Origin of the sequence: Yinghuangia aomiensis, assembly GCF_039542225.1 — a bacterium.
GTDB lineage: Bacteria > Actinomycetota > Actinomycetes > Streptomycetales > Streptomycetaceae > Yinghuangia > Yinghuangia aomiensis.
Window position 1 is genome coordinate 328,048 of the sequence record NZ_BAABHS010000006.1, and the last position, 16,244, is coordinate 344,291.

The 16,244-nt window shown below is 72.8% G+C and carries 9 protein-coding genes; 5 read left to right on the forward strand and 4 right to left on the reverse strand.

All coding sequences use genetic code 11. From position 1 onward, the window contains the following. Positions 1–117: 117 nt before the first annotated feature. Together ABEA93_RS10890 and ABEA93_RS10895 are read right to left on the reverse strand one after the other, a co-directional pair. Positions 118–666, reverse strand: a complete 549-nt coding sequence (locus ABEA93_RS10890; RefSeq protein WP_345675192.1) for an ATP-binding protein — start codon at positions 664–666, stop codon at positions 118–120. A 497-nt stretch (positions 667–1,163) separates the two neighbouring features. After that, positions 1,164–2,165 carry a hypothetical protein gene (locus ABEA93_RS10895; protein ID WP_345675193.1) on the reverse strand — a complete coding sequence of 334 codons (1,002 nt, stop codon included), beginning with the start codon at positions 2,163–2,165 and terminating at the stop codon, positions 1,164–1,166. A gap of 252 nt (positions 2,166–2,417) precedes the next feature. Between ABEA93_RS10895 and ABEA93_RS10900 the strand changes: the two genes are divergently transcribed. From ABEA93_RS10900 to ABEA93_RS10910, 3 genes are all read left to right on the forward strand, one after another. Further along, on the forward strand, positions 2,418–3,458 hold the full coding sequence (locus ABEA93_RS10900; protein WP_345675194.1) for an acyl-CoA dehydrogenase family protein: 1,041 nt from the start codon (positions 2,418–2,420) through the stop codon (positions 3,456–3,458). Next, positions 3,458–4,645 (forward strand): acyl-CoA dehydrogenase family protein, encoded by a 1,188-nt coding sequence (locus ABEA93_RS10905; RefSeq protein WP_345675195.1) that lies wholly within the window; start codon positions 3,458–3,460, stop codon positions 4,643–4,645. Before ABEA93_RS10900 ends, ABEA93_RS10905 begins: the two co-directional genes overlap by 1 nt. A gap of 578 nt (positions 4,646–5,223) precedes the next feature. Continuing rightward, positions 5,224–9,606: a protein kinase domain-containing protein gene (locus ABEA93_RS10910; RefSeq protein ID WP_345675196.1), complete on the forward strand. Its 4,383-nt coding sequence runs from the start codon at positions 5,224–5,226 to the stop codon at positions 9,604–9,606. A gap of 440 nt (positions 9,607–10,046) precedes the next feature. On the opposite strand, the gene ABEA93_RS10915 is transcribed toward ABEA93_RS10910, so the two are convergent. After that, positions 10,047–10,607, reverse strand: a complete 561-nt coding sequence (locus ABEA93_RS10915; RefSeq protein WP_345675197.1) for a histidine phosphatase family protein — start codon at positions 10,605–10,607, stop codon at positions 10,047–10,049. Positions 10,608–11,147: 540 nt separating this feature from the next. Here ABEA93_RS10915 and ABEA93_RS10920 point away from each other — a divergent pair. Both ABEA93_RS10920 and ABEA93_RS10925 read left to right on the forward strand, forming a co-directional pair. Further along, on the forward strand, positions 11,148–12,260 hold the full coding sequence (locus ABEA93_RS10920; protein WP_345675198.1) for a globin domain-containing protein: 1,113 nt from the start codon (positions 11,148–11,150) through the stop codon (positions 12,258–12,260). Positions 12,261–12,305: 45 nt separating this feature from the next. Next, positions 12,306–14,600: an FdhF/YdeP family oxidoreductase gene (locus ABEA93_RS10925; RefSeq protein WP_345675199.1), complete on the forward strand. Its 2,295-nt coding sequence runs from the start codon at positions 12,306–12,308 to the stop codon at positions 14,598–14,600. Between the two features lie 46 nt (positions 14,601–14,646). On the opposite strand, the gene ABEA93_RS10930 is transcribed toward ABEA93_RS10925, so the two are convergent. Next, positions 14,647–16,032, reverse strand: a complete 1,386-nt coding sequence (locus ABEA93_RS10930) for a DUF5685 family protein (RefSeq protein ID WP_345675200.1) — start codon at positions 16,030–16,032, stop codon at positions 14,647–14,649. Positions 16,033–16,244 lie beyond the last annotated feature (212 nt).

Sequence of the window (16,244 nt, forward strand, 5' to 3'; positions counted from 1 at the left end):
CGGCGCGGCTGCGCAAAAAGCCGAAAGGCGCGGTGCGGGCACCGTGCCGTTCGGCTCAATACGTATCGGAAGAGGTTCGCGCACGCGTCGCGTACCGGAATCCCGGAATACCGGAAGCTATTGCCCGGGTATCTGGAACATCGCCCACACCACTTTCCCGGACCGGGTCGCCGCACCGTTCAGCGGAAACCAGCCCCAGGCGGTGCTGAAGCATTCCACGATATGCAGACCGCGACCGGTCTCGGCACCGTCGCCGAGTTCCTGCGGGGTCGGCAGACCGCATCCGGGATCCTGCACCGCGCACATCACCCGGGTGCCCTTGCGGAGCATCGCGAGTTGGACGGGATGCCCCGACGGGCCGCGGTCGTCGTCCGCGTCCCCGTCGGGGGCGGCGGGCGCATCCGCCATCCCGTGGCACAGCGCGTTCGTGACCAGCTCGGACACCACGAGAGTGAGATCGCCCGTGAGCTTGGCGGCTCCCCAGCGGACAAGCGTCTCGCGGGCGAAGTCCCGTGCGGATTTGACGGATTCGCGGCGCGGGCCGAGCGCACACACCGCGATGTCGGTGGCGGCGCCGGTCTCGGCCGACGGCACGTCGGTCTCCCCGAGCGGGTCCATACGGAACAGCGTGGCCACAGAGAATCCCGCGGCACTGACGGCGGTCATGCGCACCTCCGGGCGGGCACCCGACGTGAGCGCGCCAACCGCGCCCTTCCTAAGCGCACCGGGCCCGCTCCGGTGCAGCGGTGGACTGTGCAAACCACCGTCTTGCCTCCCGCGAATCGAACCGGCCCGTCGATGCGTATCCACGCGCTTACGTCGCGCGTGCACTCTGTTCATTATGTCGATGCTCACGGCGGGTGCAAGACCAGATGCACGTGCAGTCTCGATTTATGCAAGTGCAAGCCTCGGATGCACGTGCATCGTCAGGGTGCACGCGGCAAATCAGCCGTGTTTCCGGCAAGATTTCCGATTTGGCGCCACGTGGCGGCCGTCACACTCGGTGCCCGGCTCCAGCCGTTCCACGCCAGGCGGCGTTCGCGCGGCGGCTAGACAGGGGCGCCGGTCGGGCCGATCGCGTCGGTCGAGCCGATCGGGCCGAGAAACGCCGACGGGCGGCCCCGCCGCAGCGGAACCGCCCGTCGAGCGGGAAGGAGTGGCGGCTAGTCCGCCTGCTCCTCCTTGCGCCCCAGCGGCAGCAAGGCGGCACCCGGGATGACGATGAGCCCGATACCGGCGATCAGCAGGTACCACGGGACCTGGGAAACCGGAGTGTCCGCGGACGGGATGCTGTCCGCGTCCTTGAAGCTGTCGATGTTGCGGCCGATGTCCTCGACCATGCCGTTGAAGCGGGCGAGGATGCGCGGGGTTTCCTGCAGGCCCTTGCCGAGCGCCTGGTACTGCGACGCCATACCCGCGGTGTACTGGTCGGCCGACTGCCCGCTCATCGCGGCCAGCGTCGGGATCGCCTTGGTCTGCATCTCGTTCGCGAAGGCGGTCAGCGTCTGCATGTCCTCGTGCATCTGCTGGTACTTCGGCTCGGAGAAGACCGGCCGGAAGGCGTTGAACATCTTCTCGGCCGACTTCGTCTTGTCGATCTGGTCGGTGGCCAGCGTGCCGGCCACCAGCAGCGCGCCCATCGCCACCGAGACGCCGAGCGCGACCGTCGGTATCACCGAGCGCCGGCCGCGGATCGAGAAGAAGAGGCCCGCGCCGCCGACCACAGCCAGGATGATCCCGGGGATCAGGAAGGTGTAGGTGACCGCGGTGTTCGGGACGTCCGCCGTGGGGATCTCGTCCGCCTTGCGGAAGTTCTCGCCCTGCGCCTCCATCGTGCCGACGACCGCCTCGAAGCGCGGCATGATCGTGTCGACCTCGGTGAGGCCCTTCTTCACCGCGGGGAACGCCCCGAGCAGCACCATGAACTGTTCGGGCGTCTGGTTGTTGCGCGCGGCCAGCTGCGGGATCGTCTCGGTCTTGAGCTGCTTGAGCATCGCCTGCATCGTGACGAGGTCGTCATGGCTGGTCTTGAGCCCCTCGACGGACATGCCGTCGCGGAACGTGTTCTGGACGTTGTCCACGCCCTGGGTCTTCTTCGGCATGCCGTCTGCCAGGGGGAAGATGATCAATCCCACACCCAGCAGGAACACCAGTGCCAACGCCACCTGGCGGATCGTACGCACTAGCCCGGTTCTCCCTTCGCGCGCCGCGGGGGCCAGGGACCGTTCGGGTCCGCTCGGGCACCGGCCCGCAGGAGCGTTACTTCAATCGGATGGGTCACTCGCGGGTGAGATCTTTGCAGCCGCGGAGCCTGCGGTCACCTACTCGCCAGTAACTGGTGGGGAATGTCACGCGATCGAGATCTTCGCGAGCTTTTGACCCTGTCAACGTCGAATGACCCCCGCTACGGTGCGCGAGTGAACTTGGAACCGACAGAGGACCAGAAGACGGTCCGGGACGCGTTCGCGAGGTTCTTCGCGGACCGCTGTCCGATCAACGTGGTGCGTGACGCCGAACCCCTCGGGCACTCCCCTGCCCTGTGGGCCCGGCTGCGCGAGACAGGCGCGCCCGGCATGGGCGTGGACGAGAAGCTCGGCGGGGGCGGGGCGACCGCGATCGACCTGCTCCTCCTCATGCAGGAAGCCGGCAAGGTGCTCGCCCCGGTCCCGCTGGCCGAGCACCTCGCCGCCACCAGGACGCTGGCGCGCACCGCGGCCGGCCGCGACGCGGCCTGGTTCGGCGACGCCGTCGAAGGCGACATCATCGCGGTGCCCGCACTGCACCCGGCCGTGGACGGAACCGCCCGGCTGGTGCCCGGCGGCGCGGTCGCCGACGTCGTGGTGGCACTGGACGGTGACGAGCTGGTCGCGGTGCGTTCCGACGCCCCGATGACCGCACCTCCGAACCACGCGTGCGCGCCGCTGGCCGACCGGGGCGTGCGGAACGGCGACCGGATCGTCCTCGCGGACGGTCCCGACGCGGAGGCACTGTCCGCCCGGATGCGGGCCGACTGGCAGCTCGCCACCGCGGGCGCCCTCGCCGGTCTCTCCGCCCGGGCCCTCGAGATCGGCATCGCCTACACCCAGGAACGCCGCCAGTTCGACCGCCCGATCGCCGCCTTTCAGGCCGTGCAGCAGGGCCTCGCCGACCTGGTCGGCCCGATCGACGGCACCACGCTGCTCGCCGCGCGCGCCGCGTGGGCGGACGACTCCGGCGACACGGCGGAAGCCGCCCGCCTCGCGTCGATGGCGTTCCTCGCGTGCGCCGACGTCGCCCGCAACACGACCTACCGCTCCCTGCACTACCACGGCGGCTACGGCGTGACCCTCGAATACGACATCCAGCTCTACTTCCGCCGGGCCCGCGGCTGGCCGCTCGTGCTCGGCGACCCGGACGACGAATACCTGCGCCTCGCCGACCGCCTGTTCGGCCCGGCCGCGCCGGAGGTGACCCGCTGATGGACTTCGCCCCGAAGCCTTCCGTCGAGGAGTTCCGCGCCTCGATCCAACGGTTCATCGCCGACCATCTGACCCCCGAGATGGTCGAACGCGCCCACCGCACGGGCACCTTCCACGACTGGGAGTTCCACCGCGCGCTCGCCGCCACCGGCATCATCGCCGAAGGCATGGCGGGCGCCGGCCGGGAGAGCGGCCGCGACCCGCTGGAACTGTACGTGCTGTTCGACGAAATGGGCCTGGCCGGCGCGCCCTTCTACGGGCTCGCCAACGCCATGCTCGTGGCGGGCGTCATCGAGCAGATCGGCAGCGAGTTCCACGTCGCCGAGGTGCTGCCGAAGTTCCACAGCGGCGAAGCCATCGCCGCACTCGGCTACACCGAACCCGGCTCCGGCTCCGACGTCGCCGCCGCGGCCACCCGCGCCGAACGGATCCCCGGCCACCCGGGCGACGAACCGGTGTGGCTGGTCAACGGGTCGAAGATGTTCACCACCCTCGTCCACGAGGCCGGCTACATCATCCTGCTGACCCGCACCGACCCCGATCTGGCCAAGCACCGCGGCCTCACGATGTTCCTGCTGCCGATGGACCTGCCGGGCATCGAGTTCCAGGCCGTCGAAACCATGGGCGGCGACCGCACGAACATCACCTACTTCACCGACGTGCACGTCCCCGACCGGTGGCGGCTCGGCGAAGTCAACGGCGGCTGGGACGTCATGAAGGTCGCGCTCGCCTACGAACGCGGCGTCTTCGGCAACATGAACCAGGGCGTCACCCTGCTGCGCCGCTTCGTCGACTGGGCCCGCACCGCGGAACGCTCCGACGGCACGCGGCTGATCGACGACCCCGCGGTGCGCCGCCGCTTGGCGAAGATCGCCGTCGACAACGAGGTGACGGCGCTGCTCGCGATCCGGCCCGCGCTGATCGCCAGCCAGGGGAAGCTGCCGACCACGGAAGGGTCGGTGGCGAAGCTGTACGCGAGCGAGGCGTACAACCGCGCGGCGGAAGCCTGCCAGGAGATGGCGGGCGTCGCGGGCCTGCTGTCGCCGACGCACGCGGCGGGCGAGGAGTGGGGATTCGTCGACCTCGCGGCGCGCGATGCGCCGGTGACGACGATCTACGGGGGGACCAGCGAGATTCAGCGGAACAACATCGCCGAGCATCGGTTGGGGTTGCCGCGGGCTCGGTGAGATCGGCTCGGACGGGGGCTCGGCGTTGAGTGCTTGGACGCGGGTCCGGCGTTTTGGGGCGGCGGCGCGGGCTCGGTGAGGTGGGCTCGGGCACAGGCTGTTGTGACGGTTCGGGCCCGGTGGGCGTGGGCACGGACCCACCGGCGCGGGCCCGGTGCGCTGCGGTGGCGGTGGCGATGGGGCTGGGTAATGCTGCCGGCTGTGTCGCCACCGATGCTGCTGTCGTCGCTGCCGACGTCGCTGTCGTCGAGCTGACGGTGTGCCAGGGGGCCCGGACTGCTGGGGAGTTCCCGGTGGTCGCGGGCCCTTTGGCGGGCGTGGGCGCGGGGCCGCGCGCGGGCCCGCTCGTGCGCGCGGGCGTGCGGGCGGTGTGCGCCCCGGCTCGCGTCTGCGGGATTTTTACTGCACTTCGACGCGCCGAGCGTCCGTGATCACCCGTCCGGCCCCTTCACTTCTGGCAGACTGCGTCCCCGTACGGTGGGCCGGATCCGTGGGTGGCGCGCGTCCGCAGCCCAGGAATCGGCCCGACCGCGGGAACGGCGTCCGTGCGCCGGGATCGGGCCCGACGAGGGAGTGCGATGCGGGCCCTGCACCAAGACGAACCGCTGCGGATTGGCGGCATTCGGCTCGTCGGCGTGCTCGGCGAGGGCGCGATCGCCCAGGTGTTCGTCGGCGCCACCGCCGAGGGCAAACCCGTCGCGGTCAAAACCGTCCGCGCCGCCGCCGCACGCGAACCCGGCTTCCGCGCCCGCTTCGCCCGCGAAGTGTCCGCCGCGTCCCGCATGGAGAGCCGCTACGCCGTCCCGGTCGTCGACGCCGACACCGCCGGACCCACACCGTGGTTGGCAACTGCCTACCTGCCCGGCCCGTCGCTCGCCGAAGCGGTGGAAACCCACGGCCGGTTGCCCGGCCGTACCGTGCGCGCGCTCGCCGCGGGCATCGCCGACGCCCTCGCCGCCCTGCACGAAGTCGGCCTCACCCACGGCCGGCTCGCCCCACACCACGTCGCGTTCGCACCCGACGGCCCGCGCATCGTCGACCTCGGCGTGGCGCGCAGCCCCGACGGGCCGACGGTCACCGACCGGGGTGTCGTGGTGGGGACGGTCCTGCCGTCGCCCGGCTTCCGCTCCCCCGAACAGTTCGACGGGCGAACCGCGGAGGCCGCGTCCGACGTCTTCTCGCTCGGCTCCCTGCTGGCGTTCGCGGCCACCGGAATCCCGCCGTTCGGCGCCGACGACGAAGCCGGCACCGGTGAACGCGTCCTGCGGGGCGACCCCAACCTAACCGAACTCCCCGACTGGCTGAGCGAGTTGGTTGCCGCATGCGTCGCCAAGGACCCCGCCGACCGGCCGACGGCGGCACAGATCCGTACCGCGACCGCCACCGAGGAAGACGGCCTCGGCTGGCTGCCGAGCACCCTGGCCGCGGAGGTCGCGCAGCGCGCGGCGGCGGTGTGGGGGCTCACGGCGGACGGGACGCCGCGGTTGGGGACGGACGCTCTCCCGGCCGACGACTTGCCCACGGAGGTGGGCGCGGAGGTGGACGGGGCCGCCGCGCAGCCGATCGTGGCGGGACGGCCGTCGGGGAACCGGCTCGTCGACGACCTGATGACCGGCTTGGCGGGCGCGGCGCTGCGGATGAGCGGCACGGCGAGCACGTGGGACGCGTTCGCTCCGCGGCGCAAGGCGTCCGAGGACGGGCTGCGGGACATGGCGACGCAGCACGAGTCGGCTGGTGCGGGCGCGCCGAGCGGGGCGGGCACTGCGGCGGGTTCCGGTTCCGGGGGGTCCGGGGCGGCGGGGCGGCCGTGGCCGGACGAGGCTTCCCGGCCCGGGGGCGGGACGTTCCAGCGGGACCGGCTGCGTGAGACGACGTCGGCGTCGGCGGCGCGCGAGGACGTCGTGGTGGCCGCAGAGGACTTGGTGGTGAGCAAGGCCGCAGCGGAGGAACGATCCGTTCCGCCGCGTCCGAACACCCCGCCGCGTCCGACGAACGCGCCGAAGGGGTGGGCGCCGCCGCGGCCTTCGACGCCGCCGGACGCGGGGGCTGCGGGGGCTGCGACAGGTGGCGGGGTGTCCGCGGGGGCGGTTCCGCCGCGGCCTACGGCGGCTCCGCCGGCGAAGGTACCCGGGCAGGTGCCGCCTCGGCCGGTGGTGGATCCGCCGAGTGGAGGTGGGGGTTCCGGCGGGGGCGAGGAGGCCGCGCAGGAGTCTGTGGCCGACGTGGTCGAGGCCGTGGGGATGGTTCCCGGGGCTCGGTCGGGGGACTCCGCTGCATCGGGTCCTTCGGGTCCTTCGGCGACGGTGATACCGCCGCGGCCGGAGACGCCGCCGAAGGCGGGGCGGTCTGGGGTTGGCGGGAGCGGGACGTCGGCGTCGGCGTCGGCGTCGGCTGACGGTGTGGCGGCTGCCGCAGCGCCGGTCGGCGTGCCGCCGCGGCCGCTTGGCCGACCGACGGTGCCGGCACAGGCAGGGGCCGGGGACGAGAGCGGTTCGGCCGTCGGGGCGTCGGACGGTACCGCGGCTTCGACGGCGGACGGCGCTGCGGCGACGGCCGACGGCTTTGCGTGGCATGGGCTGCATGCCGTGCCCGCGGAGTCCGACGCGGAGATGACGGCACAGCTGCGCGTGGTCAGCCGACGGCGGCCGATGCGGCAGCGGCGGCATGGCGCGGTGGCGAAGCCCGCCGAGGCGCCGACGGTGTCCGACGAGCGGTCTCCCGACGGCCCGTCGGACTCCGGCAGTACGGCGGATCCCGCAAACGTCGTAGGACAGGCGGACGGCCCGTCCGGCAGCCTGCCGGACGGAACCACGAGCCAGGCGACGGGCGAGGCCGCAGAGGCCTCCGTGGCGACTTCTTCGGCGGCGCGAGAAGCCGCGGAACCCTCGGCCGAAGGCCGGAACGACGGACCCGACGACGGCTGCGTGGCGGCAGACGGCGACGTCGTGGATGCGGTGCCCGACAACACAGCCGATTCGGAGGGCGACGAAGCCCGTTCGACCGATGCCGCGACACCGCCTGCCATGGCGACCGCGAGCGACGACGTCGCGGTGCCGGGTCCACGGTCGTCGGCGGACGACGCCGCAACGCCCGAAGCCTCCGAACCGGGGCGGTCCGCGGCGGACCGAGCGGCAGGCGATACGGTCCCCGGCTCCGCCGCGGTGAACGGCTCGGCCGGACCCGTTCCCGACAGCGCGGGACGAGCCACCGATCGGACCGCCGCCCCTGTCACGCAGCCGAATTCCGGTGACCGGCGCAGCGGTGCGGAGGACTCCGATGAACCGGGAAGCGACGCCGAGCGCGGTACCGACGGCGTAGCGGACGACGCGGGTTCCGCAACCGCGGATACGGCGGATGCGGGTTCCGCAACCGCGGATACGGCGGACTCGCTTCAGGTGCCGGTGGATTCGACGACGTCCGAAGGCGCTCGGAAGCCTGCTTCCGGCACCGACACCGCGGACCCGACGTCGGTGGAGCACTCATCCGCGTCTCCCCCGGCCGAGGCCGCCGACGGGTCGGCGCCTTCGTCGGCCGAATCGGACGCGCCGACGCGTGGCGAGGCAGTCGGCGCAGCGCAAGTGGGCAAGTCGCGCGACCGTGCGGATACCCCGAACGCCGTGGCCGCCATGACCACCCCTGCGGCAACCGCTGCCGACGCACCCGCGCCTTCCGCCGCTTCCGCCTCGGAGTCGACGACCGGACAGAGCAACGAACGCGCAGCCGCCCGACCGAGCGGGCGCCGCGACCGTGCCGAGAGCCCGGGCGTGGGGACGGCCGGCACCACGGAGACGTCGGTACCGACGGCCCCGTCCGCATCGAAGTCGAGGACGGTGCAGACCGAAGCAGTCGGCTCACCGCAACCGGGCAATCCCCAAAACTCTGCGGGGAACCGCACCTCCGAGGCCTCGGAGACGCCCGCGCCCTCGGCCGGTTCCGCCCGGGGGTCGACTGAAGCGCAGGACTCCGACGCACCCGCGGACTGTCCTGCCTCGGCGGACGCGTCGGAGACTCCCTCGGTCGCCGAGCAGGCTCCAAGCTCGGCCCCCGGGCAGGCATCAGGCTCGGCCCCCGGGCAGGCTCCAGGCCCGACCGCTGAGCAGGCTCCAAGCTCGGCCCCCGGGCAGGCTCCAGGCCCGGCCGCCGAGCAGGCTCCAAGCTCGGCCCCCGGGCAGGCTCCAGGCCCGGCCGCCGAGCAGGCTTCGGATGGGCCGAAGGCCGACGAAACGGCGCCTGGTGCGACGTCCGCTCCTGCGGCGGACAGCGCGGATCGTGCCACCGGGGCCGCCGCCGCAACCCCCGACGAAGCCGCCTCGGACCCGGACGACTCCGACGCGCCCTCGGAGACCGCCACTGCCGGACCCGCCACAGGCCGGACGGCGGACCAGGACCCAGCCGCGGACGCAACTGCCCCGCCGCGCGGACGCCCCCGGCGTCCCGGCACGTCCACCGCCGACTCGTCCCGCGCCACTCGCCCGCGGCGCCCGCATACCCCCACGGCCGCCGAACGCGCTGCCGAGCGGGCCGCGGAGCATGCCGAAGCCCGGCGCGCCGCGACGCAGCGGGCGGAGGAACGGCGGGCTGCCCAGCGTCTCGCCGCGGAGCGCCGCGCGGAGGAACGCCGCGAGGAAGCCCGTCGCGCGCAAGAGCGCCGGGCCGAGGAGCGGCGTGCCGCGGCGACCGGTGCGCGCCGTCGGCCGCGACCGGAACAGGAGAACGGCGGCGAGTCCGGTCCGGGCTTCGACGCACGCGCCGGGGACATCGAAGTGATCGACGCGGAACTGGTCGACCCCGACGAGCCGTTGCCGCCCCTGGTGTCGTCGCAGGAACTCCTCGGCTGGTTCACCGAGGCCCTTCCGGACCGCCCGCAACGCCCGGAACCGACCGCCGCCTCCCGCACCCGGAACGGCGCGGACGAAGGCGGGCAACGCCGAGGCCTGTTCGGCCGCAAACGCCGCGCCTAGGCGGCCTCCTGACGCCTTTGTGACCGTCGGACGGCGCACCAGCCGGGTCGTGTGGGGACGGGGCACTCTCAAGCGGGCCAAGGCTGAGGCCTGTGCCGAGAATCGCTATCCGCAAAGCTACTTTGCGGATAGCGATTCCGCCGGAGCGCCGGCGGTTGCGGCGACGTCGACCACGGCCAGAGCACGAAGACAGCACACCGACTTCGGGCCGCGGGCCGGGAACATGGCCGTCGCGGAACTGGGTGAACCCGACAAGCCGTTCCCGCCCTGGTGTCCTCACGGGGACTTCTCGGCTGGTTCCGCGGGTCCTGCCCTACCGCCCGGACACCGCGGCAGGTCGCTGTGCCGGGACGGACGCCAACGCCGGGCTGCGGGCTGCGGGCTGCGGGCTGCGGGCTGCTCAAGCGCAAACGCCGGGCGTAGTGCGGTCTCCGGGCATCTCAGCGGGTCGTGGCAGTCCAGTCGGCGGGCAGGGTGTAGTGCCGGCCCGGGCGCCAGGCCGGTGGGGCCGTCACGAGGTCTTCGAGTGAGGCTCCGGTGAGCAGGCAGTCCAGGGCCCAGCGGTTGGCCGAGTGGGCGATCAGCAGGACCCGGGTGCCGTTCCGGCGGGCGGCCAGGTCGTGCAGGAACGCGTCCGTGGCGGCGAGGACCTGGCGGTAGCTCTGGCCGCCGGGGAAAGGGTCGTCGATGCGGTGGAGCCGCTGGGCGGCGATGCGGGAGACCGGGCTGCCGTTGAGGTGGCCGTAGTTGCATTCGCGCAGCCGGGTATCCAGGTGCAGCGGTGGTGTTCCGTCGGGGAACGCGATCCGCGCGGTCTCGACGGCTCGGTGGAGGTCGGACGTGAGCACGGCCGCGAAGCCGCCGGCGCGGCGGCGTTCGCCGAGTTCCGCGGCCTGGCGGCGGCCGAGTTCGGAGAGCCGGCCCGGGAGCCAACCGGTGGCGATGCCCGATTCGTTGTCGGTAGTGGTGGCGTGCGTCTCGTACACGATCTCGACCGCCATCGGCGCTCCGTTCCCAGGACCGAGCGAACACACCAGCCCCAACCCGCCCGTCGGATTTCGGCAACTGTCCCCCTTGCCCCGCCCACCCCCACCCGTCCCTTTCCGGGCATCCGATCAACGTTACGCCCCACCCGCGTGCACCGTCCCGCTTCGCCGGAACCCGCACTCCGTGCCCCCTGCCCCGGCCTAGCGTCGCTGTCGCTCCGCCTGCGCGTCGTGTCCGGTCTGTCCGCCTCTTCGGCGGCCGTACCCGGCCCACGAGGGCGCGGTCCGCCTAGCCACGCCGTCCGGGTGCGTCGAATGAGACCTCGCAAAGCCGCACAACCCCGCAAGCCCCGCGATACGCCACCCACCGGCGTACCGCTCCCCGCGCTGCCCGCGGCCATTCCCCCAACGATCCCGCCGCCTCCATCACAGCCCGCGGAGCCACCCCAGCCCGCGGAGCCACCCGCAGACCGACCCCATCCCCATCGCCCCCCGAACCTCACCCCGCCCCACAACCCCACCGCCACCGCCCTCCTCCACAAGAACCTCGCCCTGGTGGCCCCCCGCGCCGACGACCTCGTGGCGCACTTCTACGCCCTGCTCTTCCTCGAGCGCCCCGACCTCCGCGCGATGTTCCCGCCGATGATGAACGCGCAACGCGACCGCCTCCTCGCCGCCTTGCTCAGGCTCAGCACAGGAGACCCCGACGACCACACCGGCTTCCTCCGCCAACTGGGCCGCGACCACCGCAAATACGGTGTCCTCCCCGCCCACTACACCGCCGTCGGCCACGCCCTGATCGGCGCGCTCGCCCGCTACAGCGGCAGCGGCTGGAACCAGGCGACCCAGGACGCCTGGCTCGCGCTCTACACCTGGGCATCCGACGTCATGATCGACGCCGCCGAGCAGGACGCCGCCGAGTCCCCGCCCTGGTGGGACGGCACGATCATCGCCCACGAGCGCCGCGGCTCCGACATCGCCGTTCTCACCGTCGCCCCCGACCGTCCGCTGCCGTACCGCCCCGGCCAGCACGTCACCGTCGAAACGCCCTGGTGGCCGCGCGTGTGGCGGCACTACTCGATCGCCAACGCGCCCCGGCCCGACAACCTCCTCGAACTGCACGTGCGTGCTGTCCCCGCCGGCTGGGTGAGCCGTGCGCTGGTCCACAAAGCCGCCGTCGGCGACCACATACGCCTCGGCCCCGCCCGCGGCGCCCTCGTCATGCGGGGCGAATCCCTGCGCCGTGCGCTGTGCATCGCCGGCGGGACCGGCCTCGCCCCGATCAAAGCCCTGGTCGAGCACATGGCCCAGCGTCAGCTCGCACACCAGGCGCACGTGTTCATCGGCGCCCGGCACAGTTCGGAGCTGTACGACCTGCGCGCCCTCAGCGCGATGGCGGACATGTACCCGTGGCTGCACGTCGTCCCCACCGTCTCCGAGGACCGCGACTTCGGCGGCGCCCGCGGCACGCTCCCGGACATCGTCGCCCGCTACGGCACGTGGCAGGACCACGACATCTTCATCAGCGGCTCGTCCGCGATGGTGCAGGCGACCACACGGCGGCTGACCGCCGACCTGGGGGTGCCGCCCGCCCGGATGCTGACCGAGAGCCTGGACACCGTGGCGCACGGAGACCGGCTCTTGGGGGCCGGTCGACCCGGGGACTAGCGTGTGACCCGCACCCCCCAGGGCTCGAAAGGCAGGCGCACACTCATGGTCACCAAACCACCCGTCTCGGATGTCGACGACAGCGGGATGACCGTGGGCGCGCCGAAGCGGTTCGCCGCGGGTGTTCCGGCGATCCTGTCGACGCTCAAGCACGCGGGGCGCGAGATGGGCGTCAAGCGCAGTGCGCAGACGCTGCTCAAGGTGAACCAGAAGGACGGATTCGACTGCCCCGGCTGCGCGTGGCCGGAGGGCGACCACCGGAGTCCGATCGGCGAGTACTGCGAGAACGGCGCGAAGGCGGTCGCCGAGGAGGCGACGCTGCGGCAGGTGACGCCGGAGTTCTTCGCGGCGCACTCGGCGGCGTCCCTGGCGGAGCGCACCGATTTCTGGCTGGGGCAGCAGGGGCGCCTGACGCATCCGGTGTACCTGGCGGAGGGGGCCACGCATTACACGCCGATCTCGTGGGACGACGCGTTCGGCGTGGTCGCGGAGGAACTCGCGGCGTTGGACTCGCCGGACCAGGCGGCGTTCTACACGTCGGGCCGGACGAGCAACGAGGCCGCTTTCGTGTACCAGCTGTTCGTGCGCGCGTTCGGCACGAACAACCTGCCGGACTGCTCGAACATGTGCCACGAGTCGAGCGGTTCCGCGCTGTCCGAGACGATCGGCATCGGCAAGGGTTCGGTGTCGCTCCAGGACCTGCACGAGGCCGACCTGATCATGGTGGTGGGCCAGAACCCGGGCACCAACCACCCGCGCATGCTGAGCGCGCTGGAGAAGGCCAAGCGGGCGGGCGCGCACATCGTCGCGGTGAACCCGCTGCCCGAGGCGGGCCTGATGCGGTTCAAGAACCCGCAGCGGCCGAACGGTATTGCGGGCAGCGGTACGCCGCTCGCCGACGAGTTCGCGCAGATCCGGGTGAACGGCGACCTGGCGCTGTTCCGGGCGCTCAACCGGATGCTGCTGGAGGCGGAGGACGCCGCGCCGGGCACCGTGGTCGACCGCGCGTTCGTCGACGAACACACGTCCGGCTACGAGGAGTTCGCGGCCGATGTGCGGGCGACGGACTGGGCGGACGTGCTGGAGGCGACCGGTCTGCCGCGTATCCAGATCGAGCGGATCCACGAGCGCGTGCTGAAGTCCCGCCGCGTCGTGGTGTGCTGGGCGATGGGCCTGACGCAGCACCGCAATTCGGTGCCGACGATCCGCGAGGTCGTCAACTTCCTGCTGCTGCGCGGCAACATCGGCCGACCGGGTGCGGGTGTGTGCCCGGTGCGCGGGCACAGCAACGTGCAGGGCGACCGCACGATGGGCATCTACGAGAAGCCGTCGGCGACATTCCTGGACGCGCTGGAGGCCGAGTTCGGGTTCGCGCCGCCGCGCGAGCACGGGCACGACGTGGTCGACGCGATCCGGGCGATGCGCGACGGCCGGGTGAAGGTGTTCTTCGCGGTGGGCGGCAACTTCGTGGCGGCGACGCCGGACACGCCGGCCACCGAGGCGGCGCTGCGGAATACCGCGCTGACGGTGCAGGTGTCGACGAAGCTCAACCGCTCGCACGCGGTGACCGGGCGGCGGGCGCTGATCCTGCCGACGCTGGGCCGGACGGACGCGGACGTGCAGGCGAGCGGGCCGCAGTTCGTGACGGTCGAGGACTCGATGAGCGCGGTGCACGCGTCGACGGGCCGGCTGCACCCGGCGTCGCCGGAGCTGCGGTCCGAGGTGGCGATCGTGTGCGGGCTCGCCGAGCGGGTGCTGGGCGACCGGGTCGCGGTGCCGTGGCGGGACTTCACGGGCGACTACGACCTGATCCGGGACCGGATCGAGCGGGTGATCCCGGGGTTCGCGGACTTCAACGCGCGGGTGCGGGTGCCGGGCGGTTTCGTGCTGCCGCACGGGCCGCGCGACGAGCGCCGGTTCCCGACGGCGACCGGCAAGGCGAACTTCACGGTCAACGCGCTGGAGGTGCTGCGGGTCCCGGACGGGCGGCTGATCCTGCAGACGGTGCGGTCGCACGACCAGTACAACACCACGATCTACGGGCTCGACGACCGCTACCGGGGCATCAAGGCCGGCCGCCGGGTGGTCTTCGTCCACCCCGCCGACCTGGCCGCGCTGGGTGTCGCGGACGGCGAGGTGGTGGACCTGGTGAGCGAGTGGAAGGACGGGGTCGAGCGGCGCGCACCGGAGTTCCGGGTCGTGGCGTATCCGACGGCGAAGGGCTGCTGCGCGGCGTACTTCCCGGAGACGAACGTGCTGGTGCCGCTGGACAGTACGGCGGAGGTGAGCAACACGCCGACGTCGAAGTCGGTGGTGGTGCGGTTGGAGCAGCGGGCCTGACGTCCCGTGGTGCCGGGGGCGTCGACGCCCCCGGCACTTGGCCGCGTCAACAGCTGCAGTCGCACCCGCCGCAGTCGCAGCAGTCGCACCCGTCGCAGCAGCTGCAGCAGTCGCCGCAGCCGGAGCAGCAGTCGCAATCGCAGTCGCAGTCCCGGCAGGGCCCCTTGCGCAGTTGGCCGGTGCAGGGGTCGTTGAACTCCTCGCGGCAGCACGCCTGGCAGGTGCAGCACAGGCCGGTCCAGATCAGGCACGCCAGCAGCGGGTTGTGCCGCCGGCCGGGCCCGCGGCCGCCGCCGCCCGGGGGCGGGTTCCACGGGCCGTTGGGCTGCTGCGGGTTCCAGTTGGGGTTGCCGTGCTGCGGCCCGAACGGGTTGCCGGGCTGCTGCGGCGGAGCCTGCGGATTCTGCTGCGGCCACGAGGCGGCCGGAGCCTCGGAGTTCCCGGGCGCCGCGGCGATCCCGAGCACCTCGGGCGCGGCGATCAGCCCGAGCCCGACCGCCGGTTCGCCTTCATGCCGGTGGTTCTTGCCCGAACACGACGCCCCGTGCTGCTTCTTCTTCGGCGGCGGGAACCCGGCGTGCGAGAACGTCCGGTCGACCGCGTTGTCGACCTCGTGCACCAGCAGGGTGTGCACCAAGCGCTGGTCGGTGAACACGGCATCGCGCAGCGCGAGCTTGATGCCGTGCGCCGCGTCGCGGCAGAGCCGGTAGGCCTCGTCGGGTCCGGTCCCGGTCGCCAACAGCGGGTTCCAGGACCCGGACTCGCGGTCCGCGTACACGTCCTCGACGGCGTCCAGCAGGTGCGCGAGGCGGCCGAAGAGCCGGCCGGCCTCGGCGAGCGCCTCGACGTTCTCCGGCCGCCCGGCGAGCACCGCGGTGTGCGCGAACGCCGCACCCGTCGCGGTCTCGGTCGGCTCGGTGACCGCCAGGATCGGCGTGCCGGGCCCGGCGAGCGCCTCGACGTCGCCCTGCCGCCGCACCGCGTCGGTCAGCAGCGCCGTGTCGAACCCGACTTCCTGCCCGGTGTCGCCGCCCTGCCGCGCCCACCGGGAGGCGACCTTCCGGGCCCCGCCGGCCACGGTCTTGCGCGCGAACACACCGTCGCGGTCGTCGACGTGGTCCTGCATCTTGGCGGACGCGAGAACCAGCGACACGGCCGCGGCCAGCCGGGCGCCTTCGCCGCGCGCGACCTCCGCCGTCCGCATCCCGCGCAGCGGACAGGGCCCGGCCTTCCGCCGCCCGGAGCCGTCCCCGGGCTCGGCCTGCGCCTCGACGAGGACCGAGATGATCAGCCCGTCGTAGTTCGTCGCCACCCGCGCTGCCTGCCCGTGGTCGTCGCGCAGCGCCAGGCACAGCCCGCACAAGTGCGCCATCCACGAGTCCCGCAACCCCTCCGCCAGCGAATGGCGGCACGGCCTGATGATCCCGAACAACGCGATCCCTCCCCGAGGCCGGTCCACCGCACGCGGTGTCCCCGGCAAGTCGTACTGGCCCAGGTCCCCCTGACAGACCCCTCCCTCGAACCCGCGACGGCACGCCCCCGGGCGCCACAACGACACCCACCCGTACCGACCCGCCGGTCCGACGCGCCTCAGGGTAGCGACCGGGTCGGCCGCCCGCTTCGATCCCGAGGGGCGGCCCGTGT

Bases quoted from the DNA above. Each gene is read 5' to 3' on its own strand.
- ABEA93_RS10890 (WP_345675192.1), bottom strand. From the start codon at position 666: ATGACCGCCGTCAGTGCCGCGGGATTCTCTGTGGCCACGCTGTTCCGT.
- ABEA93_RS10925 (WP_345675199.1), top strand. From the start codon at position 12,306: ATGGTCACCAAACCACCCGTCTCGGATGTCGACGACAGCGGGATGACC.
- ABEA93_RS10905 (WP_345675195.1), top strand. From the start codon at position 3,458: ATGGACTTCGCCCCGAAGCCTTCCGTCGAGGAGTTCCGCGCCTCGATC.
- ABEA93_RS10915 (WP_345675197.1), bottom strand. From the start codon at position 10,607: ATGGCGGTCGAGATCGTGTACGAGACGCACGCCACCACTACCGACAAC.
- ABEA93_RS10910 (WP_345675196.1), top strand. From the start codon at position 5,224: ATGCGGGCCCTGCACCAAGACGAACCGCTGCGGATTGGCGGCATTCGG.